General features: G+C 23.3%; 18 protein-coding genes and 1 pseudogene. 15 read left to right on the plus strand and 4 right to left on the minus strand.

The genetic code is table 11. The features are described from left to right. The first annotated feature begins 89 nt into the window (after positions 1 to 89). Positions 90 to 1,361 (plus strand): tyrosine--tRNA ligase, encoded by a 1,272-nt coding sequence (tyrS, locus tag AB4W77_RS00575; RefSeq protein ID WP_367681541.1) that lies wholly within the window; start codon positions 90 to 92, stop codon positions 1,359 to 1,361. A 71-nt stretch (positions 1,362 to 1,432) separates the two neighbouring features. Here the strand turns inward: tyrS and AB4W77_RS00580 are convergent, their stop codons facing one another. Then, positions 1,433 to 1,798, minus strand: a complete 366-nt coding sequence (locus tag AB4W77_RS00580; RefSeq protein WP_367681542.1) for a HesB/IscA family protein — start codon at positions 1,796 to 1,798, stop codon at positions 1,433 to 1,435. 533 nt (positions 1,799 to 2,331) lie between these two features. Here AB4W77_RS00580 and ydiK point away from each other — a divergent pair. The 10 genes and pseudogenes from ydiK (at position 2,332) to tgt (ending at position 14,123) form a co-directional block, all read left to right on the plus strand. Continuing rightward, complete coding sequence (ydiK, locus tag AB4W77_RS00585; protein ID WP_367681543.1) at positions 2,332 to 3,462, plus strand: AI-2E family transporter YdiK; 1,131 nt, start codon at positions 2,332 to 2,334, stop codon at positions 3,460 to 3,462. A gap of 403 nt (positions 3,463 to 3,865) precedes the next feature. Continuing rightward, complete coding sequence (locus AB4W77_RS00590; RefSeq protein WP_367681544.1) at positions 3,866 to 4,912, plus strand: 3-deoxy-7-phosphoheptulonate synthase; 1,047 nt, start codon at positions 3,866 to 3,868, stop codon at positions 4,910 to 4,912. A gap of 289 nt (positions 4,913 to 5,201) precedes the next feature. Beyond that, positions 5,202 to 7,129: pseudogene (thrS, locus tag AB4W77_RS00595) on the plus strand (threonine--tRNA ligase). Between the two features lie 3 nt (positions 7,130 to 7,132). After that, a complete protein-coding gene (gene infC, locus AB4W77_RS00600; protein ID WP_367681668.1) occupies positions 7,133 to 7,672 on the plus strand; it encodes a translation initiation factor IF-3 in 540 nt (179 codons plus the stop codon). Between the two features lie 83 nt (positions 7,673 to 7,755). Further along, positions 7,756 to 7,953, plus strand: coding sequence for a 50S ribosomal protein L35 (gene rpmI, locus AB4W77_RS00605; RefSeq protein ID WP_367681545.1), 198 nt, complete (start codon positions 7,756 to 7,758; stop codon positions 7,951 to 7,953). Positions 7,954 to 7,995: 42 nt separating this feature from the next. Then, on the plus strand, positions 7,996 to 8,349 hold the full coding sequence (gene rplT, locus AB4W77_RS00610; RefSeq protein ID WP_367681546.1) for a 50S ribosomal protein L20: 354 nt from the start codon (positions 7,996 to 7,998) through the stop codon (positions 8,347 to 8,349). A gap of 167 nt (positions 8,350 to 8,516) precedes the next feature. After that, positions 8,517 to 9,503 (plus strand): phenylalanine--tRNA ligase subunit alpha, encoded by a 987-nt coding sequence (pheS, locus tag AB4W77_RS00615; RefSeq protein WP_367681547.1) that lies wholly within the window; start codon positions 8,517 to 8,519, stop codon positions 9,501 to 9,503. A gap of 20 nt (positions 9,504 to 9,523) precedes the next feature. Then, positions 9,524 to 11,920, plus strand: a complete 2,397-nt coding sequence (gene pheT, locus AB4W77_RS00620) for a phenylalanine--tRNA ligase subunit beta (RefSeq protein WP_367681548.1) — start codon at positions 9,524 to 9,526, stop codon at positions 11,918 to 11,920. A gap of 4 nt (positions 11,921 to 11,924) precedes the next feature. Next, complete coding sequence (locus AB4W77_RS00625; protein WP_367681549.1) at positions 11,925 to 12,233, plus strand: integration host factor subunit alpha; 309 nt, start codon at positions 11,925 to 11,927, stop codon at positions 12,231 to 12,233. Positions 12,234 to 13,022: 789 nt separating this feature from the next. Next, on the plus strand, positions 13,023 to 14,123 hold the full coding sequence (gene tgt, locus AB4W77_RS00630) for a tRNA guanosine(34) transglycosylase Tgt (protein WP_367681550.1): 1,101 nt from the start codon (positions 13,023 to 13,025) through the stop codon (positions 14,121 to 14,123). Between the two features lie 394 nt (positions 14,124 to 14,517). On the opposite strand, the gene glyS is transcribed toward tgt, so the two are convergent. Further along, positions 14,518 to 16,590, minus strand: a complete 2,073-nt coding sequence (glyS, locus tag AB4W77_RS00635; protein WP_367681551.1) for a glycine--tRNA ligase subunit beta — start codon at positions 16,588 to 16,590, stop codon at positions 14,518 to 14,520. Between the two features lie 32 nt (positions 16,591 to 16,622). Next, on the minus strand, positions 16,623 to 17,501 hold the full coding sequence (glyQ, locus tag AB4W77_RS00640; RefSeq protein ID WP_367681552.1) for a glycine--tRNA ligase subunit alpha: 879 nt from the start codon (positions 17,499 to 17,501) through the stop codon (positions 16,623 to 16,625). Between the two features lie 595 nt (positions 17,502 to 18,096). Here glyQ and nfo point away from each other — a divergent pair. After that, a complete protein-coding gene (gene nfo / locus AB4W77_RS00645) occupies positions 18,097 to 18,936 on the plus strand; it encodes a deoxyribonuclease IV (protein ID WP_367681553.1) in 840 nt (279 codons plus the stop codon). A gap of 180 nt (positions 18,937 to 19,116) precedes the next feature. Then, positions 19,117 to 19,401, plus strand: a complete 285-nt coding sequence (rplY, locus tag AB4W77_RS00650) for a 50S ribosomal protein L25 (RefSeq protein WP_367681554.1) — start codon at positions 19,117 to 19,119, stop codon at positions 19,399 to 19,401. A gap of 161 nt (positions 19,402 to 19,562) precedes the next feature. Here rplY and AB4W77_RS00655 read toward each other — a convergent pair whose 3' ends face one another. Beyond that, complete coding sequence (locus AB4W77_RS00655; protein ID WP_367681555.1) at positions 19,563 to 20,327, minus strand: DedA family protein; 765 nt, start codon at positions 20,325 to 20,327, stop codon at positions 19,563 to 19,565. Between the two features lie 425 nt (positions 20,328 to 20,752). On the opposite strand from AB4W77_RS00655, the gene rsmA reads away from it, so the two are divergent. Further along, positions 20,753 to 21,562, plus strand: coding sequence for a 16S rRNA (adenine(1518)-N(6)/adenine(1519)-N(6))-dimethyltransferase RsmA (gene rsmA / locus AB4W77_RS00660; protein ID WP_367681556.1), 810 nt, complete (start codon positions 20,753 to 20,755; stop codon positions 21,560 to 21,562). A gap of 61 nt (positions 21,563 to 21,623) precedes the next feature. Continuing rightward, positions 21,624 to 22,442: a symmetrical bis(5'-nucleosyl)-tetraphosphatase gene (locus tag AB4W77_RS00665; RefSeq protein WP_367681557.1), complete on the plus strand. Its 819-nt coding sequence runs from the start codon at positions 21,624 to 21,626 to the stop codon at positions 22,440 to 22,442. Positions 22,443 to 22,453 lie beyond the last annotated feature (11 nt).

Consider the following 22,453-nt stretch of genomic DNA (forward strand, 5'->3'; position numbering starts at 1 on the left):
TTTGAGTTAATTAACGGCAATATTTTTTTTTAATAAGAGTGATAAATAAAATTTTATATTTAATAGCGTTATGTTAATATGGGGATTTTATGTTATATGAAAAATTAATTAATGAGTTAAAAGAAAGAAAATCTGTAGCACAGTTGACAGATGAAAAAGGATTATTAAAGTGTATGTTACGAGGTTCTATTGTGCTTTATTGCGGATTTGATATTACTGCCGATAGTTTACATATAGGTCATATTTTACCTTTACTTTCTTTAAAAAGATTTCAATTATTAGGACATAAACCAATTGTTTTGTTGGGTGAGGCAACAAGTTTAATAGGAGATCCTAGTTTTAAAACTACAGAAAGAAAATTCAATAATGTGGAAGATATTATTTTATGGAGAAAATGTATTTCTAAACAAATTTCTTTTTTTCTTGATTTTAATCATGGTACGAATAGTGCTGAAATTGTCAATAATAAAGATTGGTTTGGTAAAATTAATTTATTAAAATTTTTACGTGATGTTGGAAAACATTTTTCAGTAAATAGGATGATAAATCGAGAATCGGTAAAAAGAAGAATTCTTTCTAATAATCAAGGAATATCTTTTACTGAATTTTCCTATAATTTATTACAAGCATATGATTTTTCGGTATTATATAAAAAATATGCAGTAGTTTTACAAATTGGGGGGTCAGATCAATGGGGAAATATTGCTTCCGGTATTTTTTTAACTCATCGATTATTTAATAAAAAAGTTTTTGGATTAACTTTACCTTTATTAATACAAGATAATGGTATTAAATTTGGAAAAACGGAAACAGGAACTATTTGGTTAGATCCTAAAAAAACAAGTCCTTATAAGTTTTATCAATTTTGGATTAATCGATCAGATGAAGAAGTTTTTAATTTATTAAAAATGTTTACTTTTTTAACTATTGAGGATATTAAAAATATAGAAAAAGAAAGTATAAGAAATCATGATTTTTACTTTCCAAAAAGGATTTTAGCAGATAATATAACTGGTTTAGTACATGGGGAAAAAGGAGTATCTGCTGCTAAAAGAATTTCATCTTTTTTATTTTCTCAATCTTTAGATAATTTAATTTTATCTGATTTTAAACAATTGAAACAAGATGGTATACCTTTTGTTAAATTGTTAGGAAATGAAGATTTACAACAAGCGTTAGTCAATTCTATTTTAGCTCCTTCTCGTGGTCAAGCTCGTAATATGATTTCTTCTAATGCAATATATATTAATAATTATGTTCAAAGAGATATTAAATATTTTTTTAAGGATTCTGATAAAATTTTTGGAAAATTTACTTTATTACGTCGTGGTAAAAAAAATCATTGTTTATTATGTTGGTGAAAATTTTTATATAAGTAAAATTATATATGCATATAACAATCGTAATAATTTATTTTTAATAATTTTTATTTTTATAATTCAAAACTTTCTCCACAACCACAGTGATTTTTTTGATTACTGTGTTTAAATTGAAATATTTTATTAAAATCTTTTTCTATAAAGTCAATTTCCATACCTTTTAATATTTTTAATATTTTTTTAGACACAAATAAAATAGTACCATTTTGAAATAATTCGATTTCTTCTTCTTTTTTTTCTTGAGCCAATTCCATTATAATACGATATCCAGCACATCCTGATTTTTTTATATTTAATCTGATTCCTTTGTTTTGTGGATTTTTATTAATTAAATGTAACATTTGTGTAGATGCATTTTTTGTTAAAGTAATTTCTTGAAATAATTTTTTGTTTTTTATTTTTTTAGTAATGTTTTTCATTTTTTGAATCCTTAATTATGAATAATTAATAATTAGTTATTTTAGATAAATAAATTGATATATTATATAATATTATTATAGTGCATATATTTTTTATATAAAGATTATTTTATTTTTAGAGATTTATTAATAATATTTTTATATTTAATGTTATATATATAAAAATATATATTTTAAGAGAATAAATTGTGTTCATTTGAGTTAAATTTTTCACAATATATTTGTTAAAATTTTAGTAGATTAATCTTAAGAATATTTTAAGATTTATTTTTCATTTTGTAAATTGGTGTTTAAACAAAAAAAGTTTTTATACAAAGATTAAAAATTTTAAGATAGTTGTTAAACTTAAATGTATATTTAGAGTTTTTTAAAAAATAATATAATGTGAAATGTTTAGTGTTTTTTATTTTTTTGCATACATATATAAAAATATAATTTTGATTTATATGTGGTACATATTATCTCTTTTTATAAGAGGTATTAATTTTTAATAGTTTTAAAATAATCCAAGAGCTATTGGGGTGTAATTTAGTATGTATAATTACAAGAATAGTATAGATTTTCCGCAAGCTATATTTTCATTAATTTTTTTTATTATTATGATATTAATGAGTTTTTGGATTATTCGTCCATTTGTTTTGGGATTTTCTTGGGCAAGTATGATTGTAATTGCTACTTGGCCGTTTATGTTAAAAGTACAATTTTGGTTAGGAGGAAAACGTTATTTTGCTGTTATTATAATGACTATTGTTTTATTGCTTTTGTTTATTGTTCCTGTTGTTTTTTTAGTTAATAATTTGATAGAAAATAGTATTCCTTTGATGAATTGGTTAACTTCGGGTAATTTACAACTTCCTAATTTAAATTGGTTGCAAGATGTACCTATTATTGGAATGAAGTTATTTATAAGTTATCATAAGTTATTAAATGAAGGAGGAGTAGCATTAATTACTCAAATTCAACCTTATATGGGTATTACTACTGAATTTTTTATTATACAAGTAGGTAATTTTGGTCGTTTTGTTATTGATTTAATCTTTATGTTGATTTTTAGTTCGATATTGTACTGGAATGGAGAACAAGTTGGAAATATTATACGTCATTTTGCATTTAGATTAGCAGCTAAACCAGGAGATACAGTGGTATTACTTGCGGGACAGGCTATTCGAGCAGTTGCATTAGGTGTGGTTGTAACAGCTTTGGTACAAGGAATATTAGGAGGTATAGGATTAGCGATATCAGGCATACCGTATGCTTCTTTATTAATGATATTAATTATTTTATTTTGTTTAATTCAATTAGGTCCTTTACCAGTTTTAGTCCCCGCTATTATTTGGCTTTATTGGCATAGTAATGTAACTTGTGGAACTGCGTTATTAATTTGGAGTAGTATATTGTGTATTTTAGACCATATTTTACGACCAATTCTGATACGTATAGGTGCTGATTTACCTACTTTATTAATTTTATCTGGAGTGATTGGAGGATTACTTGCTTTCGGTATGATTGGTTTATTTATTGGTCCAGTAGTATTAGTAATATCATATCGTTTAATATTATCTTGGATGAATGAGATTCCTTCTCCTGATTCATTATCTAATGTACCGATAAAAAAAATATCTAAAAAAAAAAGTAATAAGATTTTTTATGTGAGATATATATAAAAAATTATTTTTAAAATAAAAAATAATTGGAATAAAATATTAATATATTTTCAATAATTTGAATATAAATCTATAAGATAAATTATTTAATTATATTGCAATATATCATATAATTATTTTATTTTTATAAAAAATTTCTTATCAAAAATTTTTTAATATTTTTATTTTAAAGATAAATATATATTAATTATTAGTATTATATAAAAATATAAATTTATTTAAAAATATTATTTATAAATATTAGATATATTGATATGTTACTTTTTTAAAAAATTTTTTAATAAAAACTTTTAAAAAATATTTTTAAGTTTAAATTAAATAATTTACTATTTAATTAGTTTTATTTCAATTCTAATTATATCTTAGTATTCTCTTAGAATACTGATTATTTATAGAGAAAAGAATGAAAAAAACAGACGAATTGCGAACGATACGAATTGATCCATTAGTTACACCTGCTGAATTAGCTCAGCGTCATATTATTACTCCGGAAATTACGGAAAATGTTATTACAACAAGGAACAATATTGCAAGAATAATAACAGGTCAAGATAAACGTCTATTGGTTATCATAGGACCTTGTTCAGTACATGATCCAGAAGCAGCAGTAGAATATGCTTCTAAACTTAACGAATTAAGAAAAAAATATTATTCTCGTCTCGAAATTGTAATGAGGACTTATTTCGAAAAACCGAGAACTGTTGTTGGATGGAAAGGATTAATTTCTGATCCTGATCTCAATAGTAGTTTTCGAGTTAATCATGGATTATCTATTGCTAGAAAATTGTTATTAGATATAAATAGATTAGGTATGCCTTCTGCTACAGAATTTTTAGATATAGTAATTGGACAGTTTATAGCGGATCTTATTAGTTGGGGAGCTATAGGCGCAAGAACTACAGAAAGTCAGATTCATCGTGAAATGGCTTCTGCTTTATCTTGTCCTGTAGGTTTTAAAAATGGTACTGATGGAAATATTCGTATTGCTATAGATGCAATTAGGGCTTCTAAAGTAAAACATTTGTTTTTAGCACCGGACAAACATGGGAAAATGACTATCAATCATACGAGTGGTAATCCATTTTGTCATATTATTATGCGTGGTGGTATGTTACCAAATTATCATGTTGAAGATATTGCTTCAGCTGTGAAACATTTGCAAGATTTTAATTTACCAGAATATTTAATGGTTGATTTTAGTCACGGAAATTGTTTAAAACAACATCGTAGACAATGTGATGTAGGAGAATCTATAGCTAAACAAATTTATAATGGTTCTACAGCTATTGTTGGTGTTATGATTGAAAGTTTTTTAGAAGAAGGTTGTCAAACGGTAGTTAATAGCGAATCTTTAGTTTATGGGAAATCTATTACAGATCCGTGTTTGGGTTGGGATGACAGTGTGTTATTGATTGATCGGTTAGCAAAATCTATTGATAGTCGTTTTTAAGGATTAGTAAGGGTATCAGTTAAATAAAACTGATACCCTTACTTTATATAAAACTTTGGTATTTTATATTATATTTAATATACTATATTAAATATGGATTAATTTTTTGATATTATAAAATTGGTATAATCATACACTTGTTGTTAGTAAAAAATATAAACAATTTTATTAAAGATAAAAATTAGATAATATTAAATATATATTTATTTTTATATTTTTTATAAGATATATTATTATTTAATAAATCTATATTTTATATTATTTATTTGATGGTTAATAAAGATCTATAATTCTTATTATCACTTTATTAGATGGAAGTAAATGGATATATGATCATTTTATTCGATAATATAAATTACTAAAGATATTAAAGTAAGTTTAGCACAATCTTTTGTAGTAGATTATATGAATAGTTAATTAGTAGGTGTGTATACTGTGATAAAAAGTGATTCTAAAGTTATTATTATCAATAATAAAAAACGATCTTCTTTAGAAATAATTCGTTATTCTTGCGCGCAATTATTAGCTTATTCTATAAAAAAAATGTATCCAATATCTAAAATTGCTAATAATACAATTTCTAAAAATGGATTTTATTGTGATATAGATATTGAGGTTAAATTAACTAAAGATGATATTTCTGTATTAGAAAAGAATATGTTGAATTTAGTTAAAAATAATTTTTTTTTAATGAAAAAAATAGTTACATGGAAAGATGCTTATAATTTATTTTTATCACGTAATGAGATTTATAAAATATATGATTTAGAAAACATTTTTAAAAATCAATCTATGATTGAAATCTATTATAATGAAGATTATGTTGATTTTTGTATTGGGAAGCAGGTATCGGATGTAAAATTTTGTCGTTTTTTTCAGTTACAGAATATTTCTGGTGCATATTGGAAAGACAACAAAATGAACAAAATGTTACAAAGAATATCAGGAACTGCATGGTCTAGCGAAAATCAATTAAAAAAATATATTGAAAGTATAAATAAAGCAAAAGAAAGAGATCATAGAATTATTGCCAAAAAATTAGATTTATATCATATGCAAGAAGAAGCTCCTGGCATGATTTTTTGGCATCATAATGGTTTTATAATTTTTCGAGAATTAGAAAATTTTGTTAGATGGCATTTAAAGCGATATCATTATCAGGAAGTAAAAACTCCTTTTATGATGGATCAATCTATATGGAAAAAAAGTGGTCATTTAAAAAATTATCAAGAATCTATATTTGTTACATCATCGGAAAATAGAAATTATTGCATAAAACCAATGAATTGTCCTGGTCATGTTCAAATATTTAATCAGAGATTGAGATCTTATCGTGATTTACCAGTTAGAATTTCAGAATTTGGTACTTGTCATCGTAATGAACCATCCGGTTCTTTACATGGTTTAATGAGAATTAGAGGTTTCACTCAAGATGATGCCCATATATTTTGTACAGAAGACCAAATTAAAAAAGAAATAAATAATTGTATTAAAATGATATATGATGTATATAATTTTTTTTATTTTAAAAAAATATCAGTAAAATTATCCACACGGCCTGAAAAACGTATAGGTGATGATAAAATTTGGGATTATGCGGAACGGAATTTAATAGAAGTATTGAAAGAAAATAATTTGTCATTTGATTATCAAGTAGGAGAAGGTGCTTTTTATGGACCTAAGATAGAATTTTCTTTGCATGATTCTTTAGATCGTGTCTGGCAATGTGGGACAATTCAGTTAGATTTTTATTTACCAACTAGTTTACATGCGTTTTATATAAATAAAAAAAATGAATATCAGGTACCGGTAATGATTCATAGGGCTATATTAGGTTCTATAGAAAGATTTATTGGTATTTTAGTAGAAGAGTATAGAGGTTATTTTCCAGTTTGGTTATCTCCCGTACAAGTAGTGGTTATAGGTATTAATAATACTCATATTAATTATGTAAATCAATTAGTTAAGAAATTGTCTGATGAAGGTATCAGAGTTATATCAGATTTGAGAAAAGATAGAGTTAATTTTAAAATTCGAGAACATATATTAAATAAAATACCTTATATTTTAATATGTGGTGATCGAGAAGAAAAAAGTAACACAGTAAGTATTAGAACTCGATCAGGTAAAACAATAAGTAATATAGAATTTAGTCATTGGATAAAAAAATTGAAAAAGAAAATTATAGATCGTATTGGTAATTTATTGGAGGAATAAAGTATTAAAGTCGGAAAAAAAATACAATTAATACGTCCTAATCGTATTAATAATGAAATTCGAGCCAAAGAGGTTCGCCTTTCAGGTATGGAAGGTGATCAAATAGGTATTGTGAGTTTACGAGAAGCATTAAAACAGGCAGTGGAAGCCGGAGTGGATTTAGTTGAAATTAGTCCAAATGCAGAACCACCAGTATGTCGTATTATGAATTATGGAAAATATTTATATGAAAAAAGTAAATCTTATAAAGAACAAAAGAAAAAACAAAAAATAATACAGGTAAAGGAAATAAAATTTAGACCAGGAACAGATAAAGGAGATTATCAAGTTAAATTAAGGAATTTAATTCGTTTTTTAGCGGAAGGAGATAAAGTAAAAATTACAATACGTTTTCGTGGTCGTGAAGTAGCACATCAACAGATAGGAATAGATATGTTAAATCGAATAAGAAATGATTTACATGAATTGGCTATTGTGGAATTCTTTCCTAGTAGAGTAGAAGGTCGTCAAATGATAATGATTTTATCACCTAAAAAGAAGTGATTTTTTTTAATTTATATTTTTGAAAAAATACTCTTAGTGGTATATATATTAGTAATCTTAAAAAATTAGCATGGAATATCATTATGCCTAAGATAAAAACTTTACGTAGTGCAGCAAAAAGATTTAAAAAAACTGCATCAGGCATGTTTAAGCATAAACAGGCTAATTTACGTCATTTATTAACTAAAAAAACAACTAATAGGAAAAGAAATTTACGTTCTAAAAAAATAGTTTCAAAAGGAGATAGAGGTAAAGTAGTATTTTTATTGCCGTATTCATAATTTTTTTATTTTTTTAATAATAATGTTAAAAAAGGAGATCAAGTGGCTCGTATAAAACGCGGTGTTGTAGCTCGAGCTCGTCATAAAAAAATTATAAAACAAGCCAAAGGATATTATGGAGCGCGTTCTCGTGTTTACAGAGTTGCTTGTCAAGCTGTTATTAAAGCTGCTCAATATTCTTATCGTGATCGTCGTCAGCGTAAGCGTTTATTCCGTAGATTATGGATTTCGCGCATTAACGCGGCTGTTCGAAAAAATAAAATGTCTTATAGTAAATTTATGTATGGTTTGAGAAAATCTGATGTAAATATAGATCGGAAGATTCTTTCGGAAATTGCAGTATTTGATAATAATGCATTAAGTTTTTTAATTGAAAAAGCTAAATGCGCATTATAATATATTTTTAAAATTAGGAGGGGGGTAATTAGTTTCCCCTCATAATTTGTTTTTATCTTTATATAATAAATTAAATTTTTTACTTTTTATAAGATGTAATTATTTTTGATATATGCAATATATATAGTTTATTTTTATAAATTAATTCAATAAAAGAGTTTATAATTATGATTATAGATCCTCAAGCATTAATTAATTTGGTTGAAATTGATTTAAAAAAAACTAAAAACATGAAAGAATTAAATAAAGTAAAAGTAAAATATTTGGGAAAAAAAAGCTTTTTATCTAAAGAGTTTTTTAATTTAAGGAATTTTATTTTAAAAGAGAAAATTAAATATAGTGCTGTATTGAATCAATTGAAATTAGATATTCAATCTAAGATATCGGTATGTAAAAAAAAATTATTTTTTTCTTCTCTTGAAAAAAAAATAAAAAAAGAAAAAATTGATATTTCGTTATCTGGTCGTCGAGTTGAAAATGGTGCTATTCATCCAATTACAACTGTTATTAGTAATATAGAACGTTTTTTTTTGCATTTAGGATTTAAATCAATAACAGGTCCTGAAATAGAAGATGAATATCATAATTTTAGTGCATTAAATATATCTCATAACCATCCTTCTAGATCCAATAAAGACACTTTTTGGTTTGATATTAATAGGTTACTTAGGACTCAAACATCAAGTATGCAAATTCGGATAATGGAACATGAAAAACCTCCAATTAAAATTATAGTACCAGGTAAAGTTTATCGTAATGATTATGATTTAACTCATACTCCTATGTTTCATCAAATTGAAGGATTAATTGTTGATAAAAATGTTAGTTTTTCTAATTTAAAATGGATAATACAAGAATTTTTATCTATTTTTTTTGGTAAACATGTGCGGATAAGATTTAGAACATCTTATTTTCCATTTACAACACCATCAGCAGAAATTGACATTATGGGTAAAGATAATCAATGGATTGAAGTATTGGGATGCGGTATGGTTCATCCCAAAGTATTGTCTAATGTTAATATTAATTGTAAGGAATACAAAGGTTGTGCATTTGGTTTAGGGGTAGAAAGAATAGCTATGTTATATTATGGAATTTCGGATTTACGTTATTTTTTCGAGAATGATTTAAATTTTTTGAAACAATTTAAATAATACAAAACGGTAAATATTTTATGGAATTTAGTGAAAGATGGTTACGAGAATGGGTTAATCCAGAAGTAAATACTACAGAGTTATGTGATCAAATAACGAGATCTGGATTAGAAGTAGAAAGTGTAAAAAAGGTATCTAATATATGTAATGGAGTAGTGATAGGGAAAGTATTATCTTGTACGATTCATCCTAATTCTAATGAATGGAATATAATTTCGGTAGATGTTGGTGATGGTGTTGGAAATGAAATAAAAATTATATCTAAATTATTCAATATTGATCAAAATATGAAAATTGTTGTAGCACCTATTGGTGCTATTTTAAATGATAGAGTTATTATTAAAGAAATTAATATAGAAGGTAAAATATCACAGGGAATATTATGTTCTTTTTTTGATTTAGGTATATTTGAATATGAAAATGACGTAATTATTTTACCTAATGATGTTTCAGTTGGTACTGATGTTAAAAAATATTTTTTATTGAATGATAATATTATTAAAATTTGTATAACTCCTAATCGTTTTGATTGTCAAGGAATTATTGGCATAGCTAGAGAATTAGCTGTTCAAAATAACATGAACTTACCAAGTACCATTGTTCGACCTGTTTTTTCGGTAGTCAAAGATTCTTTATCGGTCATTTTAAATGTTCCACATATATGTCCTCGTTATTTATGTAGAATTATTAAAAATATCTCTCAAAATGTACAGATTCCTGTAAAAATCAAAGAAAGATTAAGACGTTCTGGTATTAGTACGAATGATACAGTTGTGGATATTATTAATTACGTTTCATTAGAACTTGGTTTGCCTTTACATATTTTTGATGCAGATAATATTTCAGGTAATATTGTTTTACGAATTTCAAATAACAATAAAGAGACTGCTGTAATTAACGAGTTATCTGTAAATATTAGTGAAAATACATTTTTAATTTCTGATGATTGTAAAATTTTATCGATAGGTGCTAATATTAATACTGATTTTGCTATGGTAACTAAGAAGACTAAAAATTTATTAATAGGATCTGTTTTTTTTAATAACCTTTTAAACAATAAAAAAATTATTCATCTTGGAGAAAAAAATTATATAACTAATTGTTATGAATATGGTATTGATTTTAATCTTCAAGAATATGCTATAGAATATGCAACTAATTTGCTAATAGATATTGTTGGTGGTGATGTTGGACCATTGGTTAATGAAACAGATTATTCTAATGTTAATAGAAAAAATATTATAAAATTACATAGGGATACTATAAATCGAGTTCTTGGTGTTTTTATAGAAGATGATCAAATATTAAATATTTTAAGTTTGCTTGGTTTTCAGGTAACTAAAATTTTTAAATATTGGGAAATTGTACCTCCATCTTGGCGTTTTGATATAATAATAGAAGAAGATGTAATAGCAGAAATAATTCGTATTTATGGATATGATAAAATTCCTATTATGCCTTATCGTAGTAGTATGCAAGTAAACATTTTTAATTATGCAGAAAATAAATTAAAAGATATTAAGTATCTTCTTTTATGTAAAGGATTTTATGAAATTATAACTTATAGTTTTGTAGATCCCAATTTACAAGATTTATTATTTCCTGATAAAAAAAAGCTATTAATATCTAATCCTATTTCTCGGGAAATGTCTTCTATGAGAGTATCTTTGTGGCCAGGATTAGTAACAGCATTATCTTATAATCAATGTCGTCAAATAGAACATATTTGTTTATTTGAAAGTGGTTTATGTTTTATAGAAGATAAAAAAGCAGATATGGGAGTGAGGCAAAATGTTTATTTATCAGGTATAGCACAGGGTTATATTTATAATAATAAATGTTGGGATGGTACAGATAAAATTATTGATTTTTATGATATAAAAGGTGTTGTAGAATCTATATTAGAAATTGATGGAAAATTAAAAAATATAGATTTTAAAAAATCGTCTTTGTCTTGTTTACATCCAGGGAAAAGTGCTTCTATTTATTATTTTGGTAAATTAATTGGTCATATAGGTGCATTACATCCTTATTTAGAACTTAATTTTAAATTAAGCTCTGGTGTTTTTTTGTTTGAAATATTATTAAATGATATTATTCGAGAAAATGTTTTAAAGATAAAAAATATATCTTATTTTCCGAATAGTAAACGAGATATTTCTATTTTGGTAGAAGAGCATGTTTCTGCTGGTGATATTATTAATTTATGTAAAAATGTTGATTTAGAAAAGATAAAAGAGGTATACATATTTGATTTATATCACGGTGATAATATACCAATAGGGACAAAAAGTTTAGGAATACGTTTTATTTTTGGAGATATCATCAAAACGTTAGAAGATCATGATATTAACTTAATAATTAATCGTTGTGTATTAGAATTAGAAAAAAAATTTAACGCTGTCATGAGGAATTAAATATATGGTATTGACAAAAGCTAAAATATCAGATTATTTGTTTGAACATTTAAAAATAAAAAAATGCGATGCTAAAAACATTGTAGATTATTTTTTTAAAGAAGTTGGAAATGCTTTAGAATATGGTGAAAAAGTTAAATTATCGGGATTTGGTAATTTTAATTTAAAATATAAAAAAGAACGTCCAGGTAGAAATCCTAAAACAGGAGAAATTATTAAAATTACATCTAGACGTGTAGTGACATTCAAACCTGGAAAACAATTAAAACATAAAATTAAAATACTATCATTTAAAAATTATAGTTTAAAATAATATTTTATTTTTTAATTTATTTTATTTTTATATAGATAATAATATTAGAAAACAATTCAAAATATTTTTTATATATAATTAATTAAAAACACGATATTGAATAGTATATATGAAACAGTAATTATTCTTATTTATTACTATATAAATAAGAACATTATAACAATTAGTTAATAAAAAGTATATTTAATTATGATTTTTTAAATTTATATGTTGAAAACAAGTGTTTAATATTTTTATTTAAAAATCAGGTTTTGTTTAAAATTTTATTCAAATATTGTTTTAAATAATTTTACTTTAAATGATTAATTAGAAATTAATTTAGAAGATATATTCTGTATTTTTTATATTGAAAGGATGGAAAATTTTTATATTAATTTTTTATTTATATATAAATACGTATATTTTTTATTTCAATATCATTTTTTAAAAATTTTAAGTTTAAAGTAGATTAAGCTTATTTTTTTATTGTGATATGAGTTTTATGATTTTTAAATTTTAGAAATGTAATTTAAATTACTTGATATATAAATTTATAGTATATTTTATGTATTATTTATTGTAGATATTTTTAGAATTAATGTTTTATTAAATCAAGATTATTGATATTTAGATACTTGTTGAACATATAAATATGTTTTTGTTTAATTATACACGATAATAGTAAAAATATTGTTTTTTTAATTTTGATGATTAATTTATATTATTTAAGATAATTATCTTTAAAAATTTTTCATTAATATTGTTACATTTATAATTTTTTAGATAATTTTGACAAAAAATGGGAGAAAAATGAATTTTTTTCTTTTAAAACAAGATAAATTAGCCAGAGTCGCTTTATTAGTTTTTGATAGAGGTATTATAGAAACTCCAGCATTTATGCCGGTTGGTACTTATGGTACAGTTAAGGGTATGACTTCTGAAGAATTAAAAGCTACAGGGACAAAGATTATATTGGGTAATGCTTTTCATTTATCTTTAAGACCAGGTCAAAAAATTATAAGATCTCACGGTGATATACATAATTTTATGCAGTGGAAAGGTCCTATTTTAACAGATTCTGGAGGTTTTCAAGGATTCAGTTTGGCGTCTATGCGAAAAATAGAAGAACATGGAATTTCTTTTCGTAATCCTATCAATGGTAGTAATATTTTTCTTACTCCGGAAATATCAATGGATGTACAATATGATCTTGGATCTGATATAGTAATGTGTTTAGATGAATGTGTATCTTATCCTGTGAGTTTTGAAAAAGCAAAAGATGCTATGAAAACGTCTTTAAGATGGGCTATAAAATGTCGAAAACATTTTGATTTAAAAAAAAATAAAAATGCATTATTTGGTATTGTACAAGGATCAGTATATAAAAAATTAAGGGATGATTCTATTCAACAATTGATTAATATTGATTTTGATGGTTATGCTTTAGGAGGTTTTGCAGTTGGTGAATCTAAAAATAAAATGTATCCTTTATTAGAACATATTTGTAATCAATTACCAATTCATAAACCGCGATATTTAATGGGTGTCGGGAAACCTATCGATTTGATAGAAGCTGTACGTCGAGGTGTAGATATGTTTGATTGTGTTTTACCTACTCGTAATGCAAGAAATGGTTTTTTATTTGTTAGTGATGGAATAATAAGAATTCGTAATAAAAGATATAAAGATGATCTATCAGTATTAGATAAAGAATGTATTTGTTATACATGTAAAAATTATAGTCGTGCTTATTTACATCATTTAGATCGTTGTAATGAAATTTTGGGTGCACGTTTAAATACTATTCATAATTTACATTATTATCAAGATTTTATGAAAAAATTACGTATTGCTATAAAAAAGAATAAGTTTGATCAATTTGTAGAAAATTTTTTTAGTCGAATTAAATAAAAATATTCATTTTATGGAAAATAAAGTTATATTTTTATATAAAAATATAATTAAATGTATTTGATTAAAGTAATTTTTATATTTTAATGGTAATTAATATTTAAAAATATTTTTTTTTAAATAAAACATGAATTTATTTTTTAATTTAAATATATGCTTACATATATTTAATTTTATATAAAAATGAATTAATTATGTTTTTAATGTGCATTTAAAAATATTTTTTTAACGAAAAAATATAAATTTTTTATATTTATAAATATTTTTTTTGTAATCTTTACATATATTGTTAACATTAATAAATCATATTAACAATATATGATTTATTTTTTACTAAAATTTATTAAACATAAACATTTTCGATAAAAAAATATTTTATATATAATTTTATTACTTAATAAGTATTTAAATAGGAAAAATCAGCAATATTTAAAAATATTTTTTTTATTTTATATAAAATAGTTAATCTATTAAGTTTTATTTCAGGATCTTGGTGGTTGATAACAACTGAATTAAAAAATAATTCTATAGGATCAATTAGATTGGATAAATTTAAAAGTATTTCTTTGTATCTTTTTTTTAGTAATAAATCAGGTAAAATAATATTTAAATTTTCAATTTTTTTTTGAAGTATAATTTCTGATTTTTCTTTTATTAAATTGTAATTGATATTTTCATTAATTTTTTGTTTGTTTTTTTCTAAAATTTTACAAATTCTTTTATTTACTAAAACCAGTGATCTATAAATATTTAATTTTTTAAGATATGAAATTGCTTTTATTCGTGCATCTATATCTATTAATTCTGTTAATTTACATGATAGAACAGATTGAATAATATCTATATTATAACCTTTTAAATGATAAAAAGAACAGCATCTTTCTAATATGAATTCTATTAAGAGATCAATTGTTGATTTTTTATTAATTATTTTTTTATATAAATTTGTAGATTTTATTATTAGTTTTTTTAAATCAATTAACATTTTTTTAGAAATAATAATACGTATTATTCCTGTAGCTGTACGTTTTAAAGCATAAGGATCTTTATCTCCTTTAGGATATTCACCTATTCCAAATATACCCGATAAAGTATCTATTTTATCGGCAATAGCTAAAGCGCAAGCAATAAGGTTTGATGGTAATTGATCTCCAGAAAATTTAGGTTGGTAATGTTCCTTTATGGCTATTGCTACTTCTTTTTTTTCTTTATTATTTATTGCATAGTACATTCCTATAATTCCTTGAATTTCTGGAAATTCAAAAACCATATTAGTATTTAAATCGCATTTGGATAATGTTGCAGCTCGTATTGCATCTGTTACATTAGCATTAATTAATGGTGCTATCCATGTAATTAATGATTTGATACGATTTGTTTTTTCATATAATGAACCTAATTTTTTTTGAAATAATATATTTTTTAAAGATGGTAAATATTCTTCTATTTTTTTTAGCTGATCATTTTTAAAAAAGAATTCTGCATCTGTAAATCGAGCTTGTAGTACGTTTTCGTTACCGGTAATAACATATTTTAAATGACATGATTGAATATTTGTTACAAAAATGAAGTGAGGAATTAATTTTTTATCTATATCATAAACTGGAAAATATTTTTGATTATTAGTCATAATATGTATTAGTATTTCATGTGGTAATATCAGAAATTTTTTATCAAATTTACCAATCAATACCTTTGGAGATTCTACTAAAGAAGTAATTTCATTTAATAAAATGTCGGAGTAATATAAATTACCATTAATTTTTTTAACTAAAAGTTCAGCATCTTTTTTTATTTTTTCTTTTCTGCTGTTAAAATGAGCAATAATTTGTGAATGTTTAAATAAAATATCTGGATATTCATTGGCGTTATTAATAATTATTTTAGAGTTTTTAAAAGAAATATGATTTCTTAATATTCGATCTGAATGTATACCAAATATATTTGCAGGAATAATTTTATTATCAAGTAAAATACTGATATTTCTTACAGGACGAGAAAATTTAAATTCGTTATTTTCCCATTTCATAAGAGTATAGGTATTTATTTTTTTTATTGATGTAAAAATTATTTTTGGAAAAATGATATCAATATTTTCTTTTTTTTCATTAGTTTCATAATATAACCATTCTTCTTTATTATTTTTTATTCTTTTTGCTTGTTTAAGTTCAATTCCACATGATTTTGCCCAACATAAAGCACTTTTGGTTGGTAGGTTATTATGATCAAAAGCATGAAAAATAGAAGGTCCTTTTTTTTTTATTGCTTTTTTAGTATAAAGAGGATTTATATTTTCAATTTTTAAAGCTAAACGTCTTGGAGTAGCATATGGAATTATATTTCCATATTTAATTTTATGTAAATTCAGTTCTTCAACAACATTTTTACAAAAAGATAAACTAATATTATTTAATTCTTTTGCTGGAAGTTCTTCGGTACCTATCTCTACTAACAATGTTTTTTTCATTTTATTACACCTCAATTTTAAATGAGATAGTTTTATTTTTTTAAATTACAATATGTTTTTGCAATAGCATTAGTTATTTTACGTATGTATAATATATATTTTTTTCTTTCAGTTATTGATAATGCTTTTCTGGCATCAAGTATATTAAAAATATGTATAGCTTGTAATATATTTTCATATGATGGAAATACTAGTACAGGATCTTTTTCTATTAATTTTATAGATTCTTTTGAGTATTGTTCAAATAATCGATATAATAAATCAAGAGTAGCATATTTAAAATTATATAGAGATTGTTCTTGTTCGTTTTTTAAAAAAAGATCACCGTATGTTAATATTTTTGGTTTATCATTCCATAAAATTTCATAAATATTTTTTTTATTTTGAATATGCATATTGATTCTTTCAAGACCATAAGTTATTTCTACTGTAATAGGATTGCATTCAATACCTCCTACTTTTTGAAAGTAAGTAAATTGTGATATTTCCATACCGTTCAACCAAATTTCCCAACCGATACCAGATGCTCCTAATGTAGGATTTTCCCAATTATCTTCAACAAAACGTATATCATGAATTTTTGAATCTATTTGTAGTGCTTTTAATGAATCTAAATACATTTCTTGAATATTATTTGGGGCAGGTTTAATAGCTACTTGGAATTGATAATAATGTTGTAAACGATTTGGATTTTCTCCATAACGTCCGTCAGTGGGTCTTCTAGATGGTTGTACATATGCAAAACTAAAATATTCGATACCAATACTACCGAAGAAGGTTTTATTATGAAAAGTTCCTGCACCAACTGGTAAATCCAATGGTTGTATAATGGTACAGCCTTGTTTTAACCAGTATGTTTGTAGAATACAAATAACATTGTGAAAAGTTTTGTTATTAATTATATTTTTCATATTAATCCAAATATTTAATATAAATATATTTTTATAAGTAATATATTTTAGAATAAGTTTATGATTATTATAAATTAGTTAGTTACATCGATTTTAAAATTATTTTTTATTTTTAAAATAATTTTATAAAAAAATTTTTGTGTAATATTGAATATTTTTATTTGTAAAATAAAAAATTTTTACTAATTTCATTAAATAGAAAACTGTTAAAATGTTTTTTATAAAGAATTAAGGAATGATAATTTGATTTAAAAAAAGAAAAATGAAATGATTATAAAGAGTTTTCTAGATTAAAGTATTTTATTTATATTTTTATTCATATATTTACCGATTTAATTAACTTTTAATTTTATTTTAAAAATTTGATCATCATTTAATTTTATTGAATAAAAAATATAATATCTACTTTTTTTTAATTTATTGATCTTGAAAATATATTTAAATTCTTTATTAGTATTAAATTTTATTAAATATAATTATTTATAAATATTTTATATTATAATAAACATAAATTATTTTTTATAATAAATTAATATTATCTTCATAATAACACATAATTTAATATATTAATATTTATTTAAAAAGTTGGTAATATATGAAATATATTGGTGCTCATGTAAGTATTGCTGGTGGATTAAATATGTCGGTATTGCGTGCTTATCAATTGAAAGCTACTGCTTTTTCATTTTTTACAAAAAATCAAAGACAATGGAAATCTATTCCTTTAAGTGATAGAATGATTTTTGATTTTAAAACAGCATGTAATAAATTTAATTACCAACCACATCAAATTTTACCACATGGCAGTTATTTAATTAATTTAGGTCATCCTGATGTTGATTTATTAAAAAAATCCAGATATGCATTTGTAGATGAAATTATTAGATGCTATGATTTAGGTTTAAAATTAATTAATTTTCATCCTGGGAGTCATTTATATAAAATTACTGAAGATGCTTGTTTAGAAAGGATAGCTAATTCTATTAATTGGTCTTTGAGCAAAACTCAAGATATTACTCTTGTAATAGAAAATACCGCTGGTCAAGGTTCTAATATTGGTTATTGTTTTGAACATTTAGCTAGTATTATCAATAGAATTGAAGATAAATCTAGAATAGGGGTATGTTTAGATACTTGTCATTTGTTTTCAGCTGGTTATGATTTGCGTACTAAAGATTTATATAATCGTACTTTTAAGATATTTGATAGAATAGTTGGTTTTAATTATTTAAAAGGTGTTCATATAAATGATTCTAAAAGTCATTTTAATAGTCGTATTGATCGTCACCATAGTTTAGGTAAAGGATATATAGGTTGTGAAACTTTTATTTGGATGATGAAAGATAATCGGTTTGATAATATTCCTATTATTTTAGAAACAATTAATTCTGATATTTGGTTAGAAGAAATTTCTTGGTTAAAATCTAAACAGTAAATTTATTAACATGTAATAATAATATTTATATTTATTTTTATAAATAATTTCATTTATTTTAATATATAAAAATTTTTTAACTTTATTTAATTAAAAATTAAAATTTAATTATTAGAAATAATATAATTAAATATTTTTTATTGTTAAGTGTACTTTTTACTCATTTTATGGTAACTAATTATGTTTATTATTTATGGAAAGAAAAGAAAAAAAACAGGAAAAAGTGCTAGTCGCTATTTACGAGCAAATAATAAATTACCAGGTATTCTTTACGGTAATAAAAAAATTAATATTTCAATTGAATTAGATCATGATAGTGTGTTTAACATGCTATTAAAATCTGACTTTTATAAAATTAATTTTCATTTGTCATTAGATAATATAAAATTTTTGGTAACAATAAAATCTGTGCAAAGACATGCGTTTAAACCTAAATTATTGCATATTGATTTTTTATATGTTTAATTTTTTTATATAATCTCATTATACCGATAATACGTCGGCACATAGTGAACTGACTAGTACGCTACAGTATTAATCTTTAGTAAGGGTTAATACTATTTTGTGCCGAGGTGTCAATTTAATAAAATGATATAAAAATTTTTTATTTTTGATAATATATTATTTTATTCTTGTAGGAATGTTAATTTTATAATTCTTTTTAAAATTTTCATTTCAGGATGAAATTGTATAAAAATTAGACTAATAATACTAATTAAAAAACTTATTATTGTTAAATATTTTATTTTTTTTTCAGATAAGGAAAACGTTAAATAACCGTATTTTTTACATTTCCACCATCTCCACATTAACCATAATGTACTCCAAATGATAGATAAAACAGACAATATACACCATTTAAAATTGTTATTAATTTGATTGAAAGGAGTATTAATTGCCATACCTGCCAATATTCCTGGGAAAAAATATATCGGTGGCCAAAGTAAGCATCCTAGGACACTAGGTAAAATAAATTTTTTTAATGGTAATTTTAACATGCCACAAACCATTGGGACTAATGGTCTGGTGGGACCAATAAACCGTCCTATTAAGATGGTAATTATATTATGTTTATATAAAGCATTTTTAATTTTTTTTAAGACAGATTGATGTTTTTTTAACAAAGACAAATTATGTAACCAATTTTTGAATCGCCATCCAATGTAGTAAGATGTCCAGTCTCCAAATAAACAACCTATAATTCCAATTATCCAGGAAGAATAGAAGTTTAAAGATCCGTGTCCTATTAATGTTCCTAAACCAGCCATTAATACAATACCTGGAAGAAATAATCCAACTAATGTTAAAGATTCTAAAAAAGATACTGCAAATACTATAATATATAAATAAGAAAAAGATTGCGCAATTATATATGTTGACCAAGCTTCCATAGATTTTATTTCTTATAAATTAGTATTAATTGTTTTAACTTTATTTAAAAAATAATTTTTTAAATTAGGTAATATTCTTATTTTTAAAATTTTGTTTATTTAAGTATAAAAATATGAATTGTATCGGTATGTATTATAAATTATCAAATAAAATATATCAAAACTATAATTATATTTAAGAAATAAAGCTTATTTTATTATATAAAAATAAATTTTTGTTCATATATATTGTATATGTTTTTATAATTTTTCTTGATAGAAATACATGATATTTGATATCATACGTTTTATTGATTATATTTATTATTATAAGGTAAAAATTTCATTATATTTAATATATAATAATTATTATTAAAATAATTGATATAGTAAGTATCATATTTTTTTATATATAAAATTTTTTTATAATCTTTTTTTTATTCATTATGTCTATAAATCAAAAAAAAAATTTTACAGATCACATACCTAATAAAAAATTAGGCCAACATTTTCTTATAGAAAATGAGATAATTAATAAAATAGTTAAGTATGTTGATCCAAAATCACATAACAATATTTTAGAAATAGGACCTGGTTTAGGTGCATTAACTAAACCAATGTGTATTTTTTTAGAAAAATTATATGTAATTGAATTAGATTCTGAATTAGTTAATTTTTTATCTAATTGTTCTTTTTCTAAAAAATTAAAAATTTTAAAAAAAAATGTATTGTCTTATAATTTTTTAGATATTTTTAATAAAGAAAAAAAAAATATACGTATTGTTGGAAATTTACCATATAATATTTCTGTTCGTTTAATTTTATATCTTTTTAATTTTTGTAGTATTATTAAAGATATGCATTTTATGTTGCAAAAGGAAGTAGCTAATCGCTTATCAGCTTCTCCAGGAACTAAATGTTATGGTCGTTTAAGTGTTATAGCGCAATATTATTGTAATATAGTTCCGTTGTTAAAAGTATTTCCAAATTCTTTTACACCTGTTCCAAAAATAGATTCTGTATTTATTAGATTAATACCTAATCTTACATTTCCTATATTAATAGACGACATAAAAGTGTTAGAAATGATTACTAATGCAGCATTTGGACAACGAAGAAAAATATTACGTCATAGTTTATCTAAATTTTTTGATGTTAAAACATTGATGCAGTTAGGAGTGAATCCTATGTTAAGAGCGGAAAATATAACGGTATCTCAATATTGCCAATTAGCTTATTATCTAATTATGAAATGATTTTAATCATAGTTTAAAATAAATTAAATTGTGATAATATTCAACAATATTGGATTTTAAAATGAGTACATATATTGTAGGTGACTTACATGGTTGTTATGATCAATTAAAATTATTATTACGTCAAGTATCTTTTAATCCAGTCAAAGATACTCTTTGGTGTACGGGTGATTTAGTATGTCGGGGTTCTAAATCTTTAGATGTATTATGTTTCTTATTTTCTCTTGGAGACAAAGTTAAGATAGTATTAGGTAATCATGATTTATATTTATTATCAGTTTATTATGGAATTAATGATAATAAGATAGATGATGGTATTACTGATATTTTAAAGTATAAAGATGCTAAAATTTTAATGTCCTGGTTGCGTAAGCAGCCATTATTACAAATAAATGAAGAAAAGAAAATTATTATGTCTCATGCAGGAATTTATCCTAAATGGAACATGAAAAAATTAGTAAGTAATGCTAGAAAAGTTGAATTAATTTTATCTAGTAAAGATTATCTTAGTTTTTTAAGTTTATTATATGCAAATAATGTCCATAATATTATAGAAGATAGTATAGAATTTAATAGTTTACGTTTTATTGTTAATACATTTACTCGTATGCGATATCTGTTTCCTAACGGAAATTTAAATATGGTTTGTAAACAATCTCCATCTTTTTCTACATTACCATTACAACCATGGTTTTCTATTAAGAATAATATATTTAAAGAATATTCTGTTTTTTTTGGTCATTGGTCTTCTCTATTAAATAAAAATTTACCAAACAATATTTTTGGGTTAGATACCGGTTGTTGTTGGGGAAATAAATTAAGTATGATATGTGTAGAAAATAGAACGTTTTTTTATCAATCGTGTTCTATGAATAAATGATGTGTTTTTAT

It is taken from the genome of Buchnera aphidicola (Pemphigus immunis) (assembly GCF_964059115.1).
Lineage (GTDB): Bacteria > Pseudomonadota > Gammaproteobacteria > Enterobacterales > Enterobacteriaceae > Buchnera_C > Buchnera_C aphidicola_C.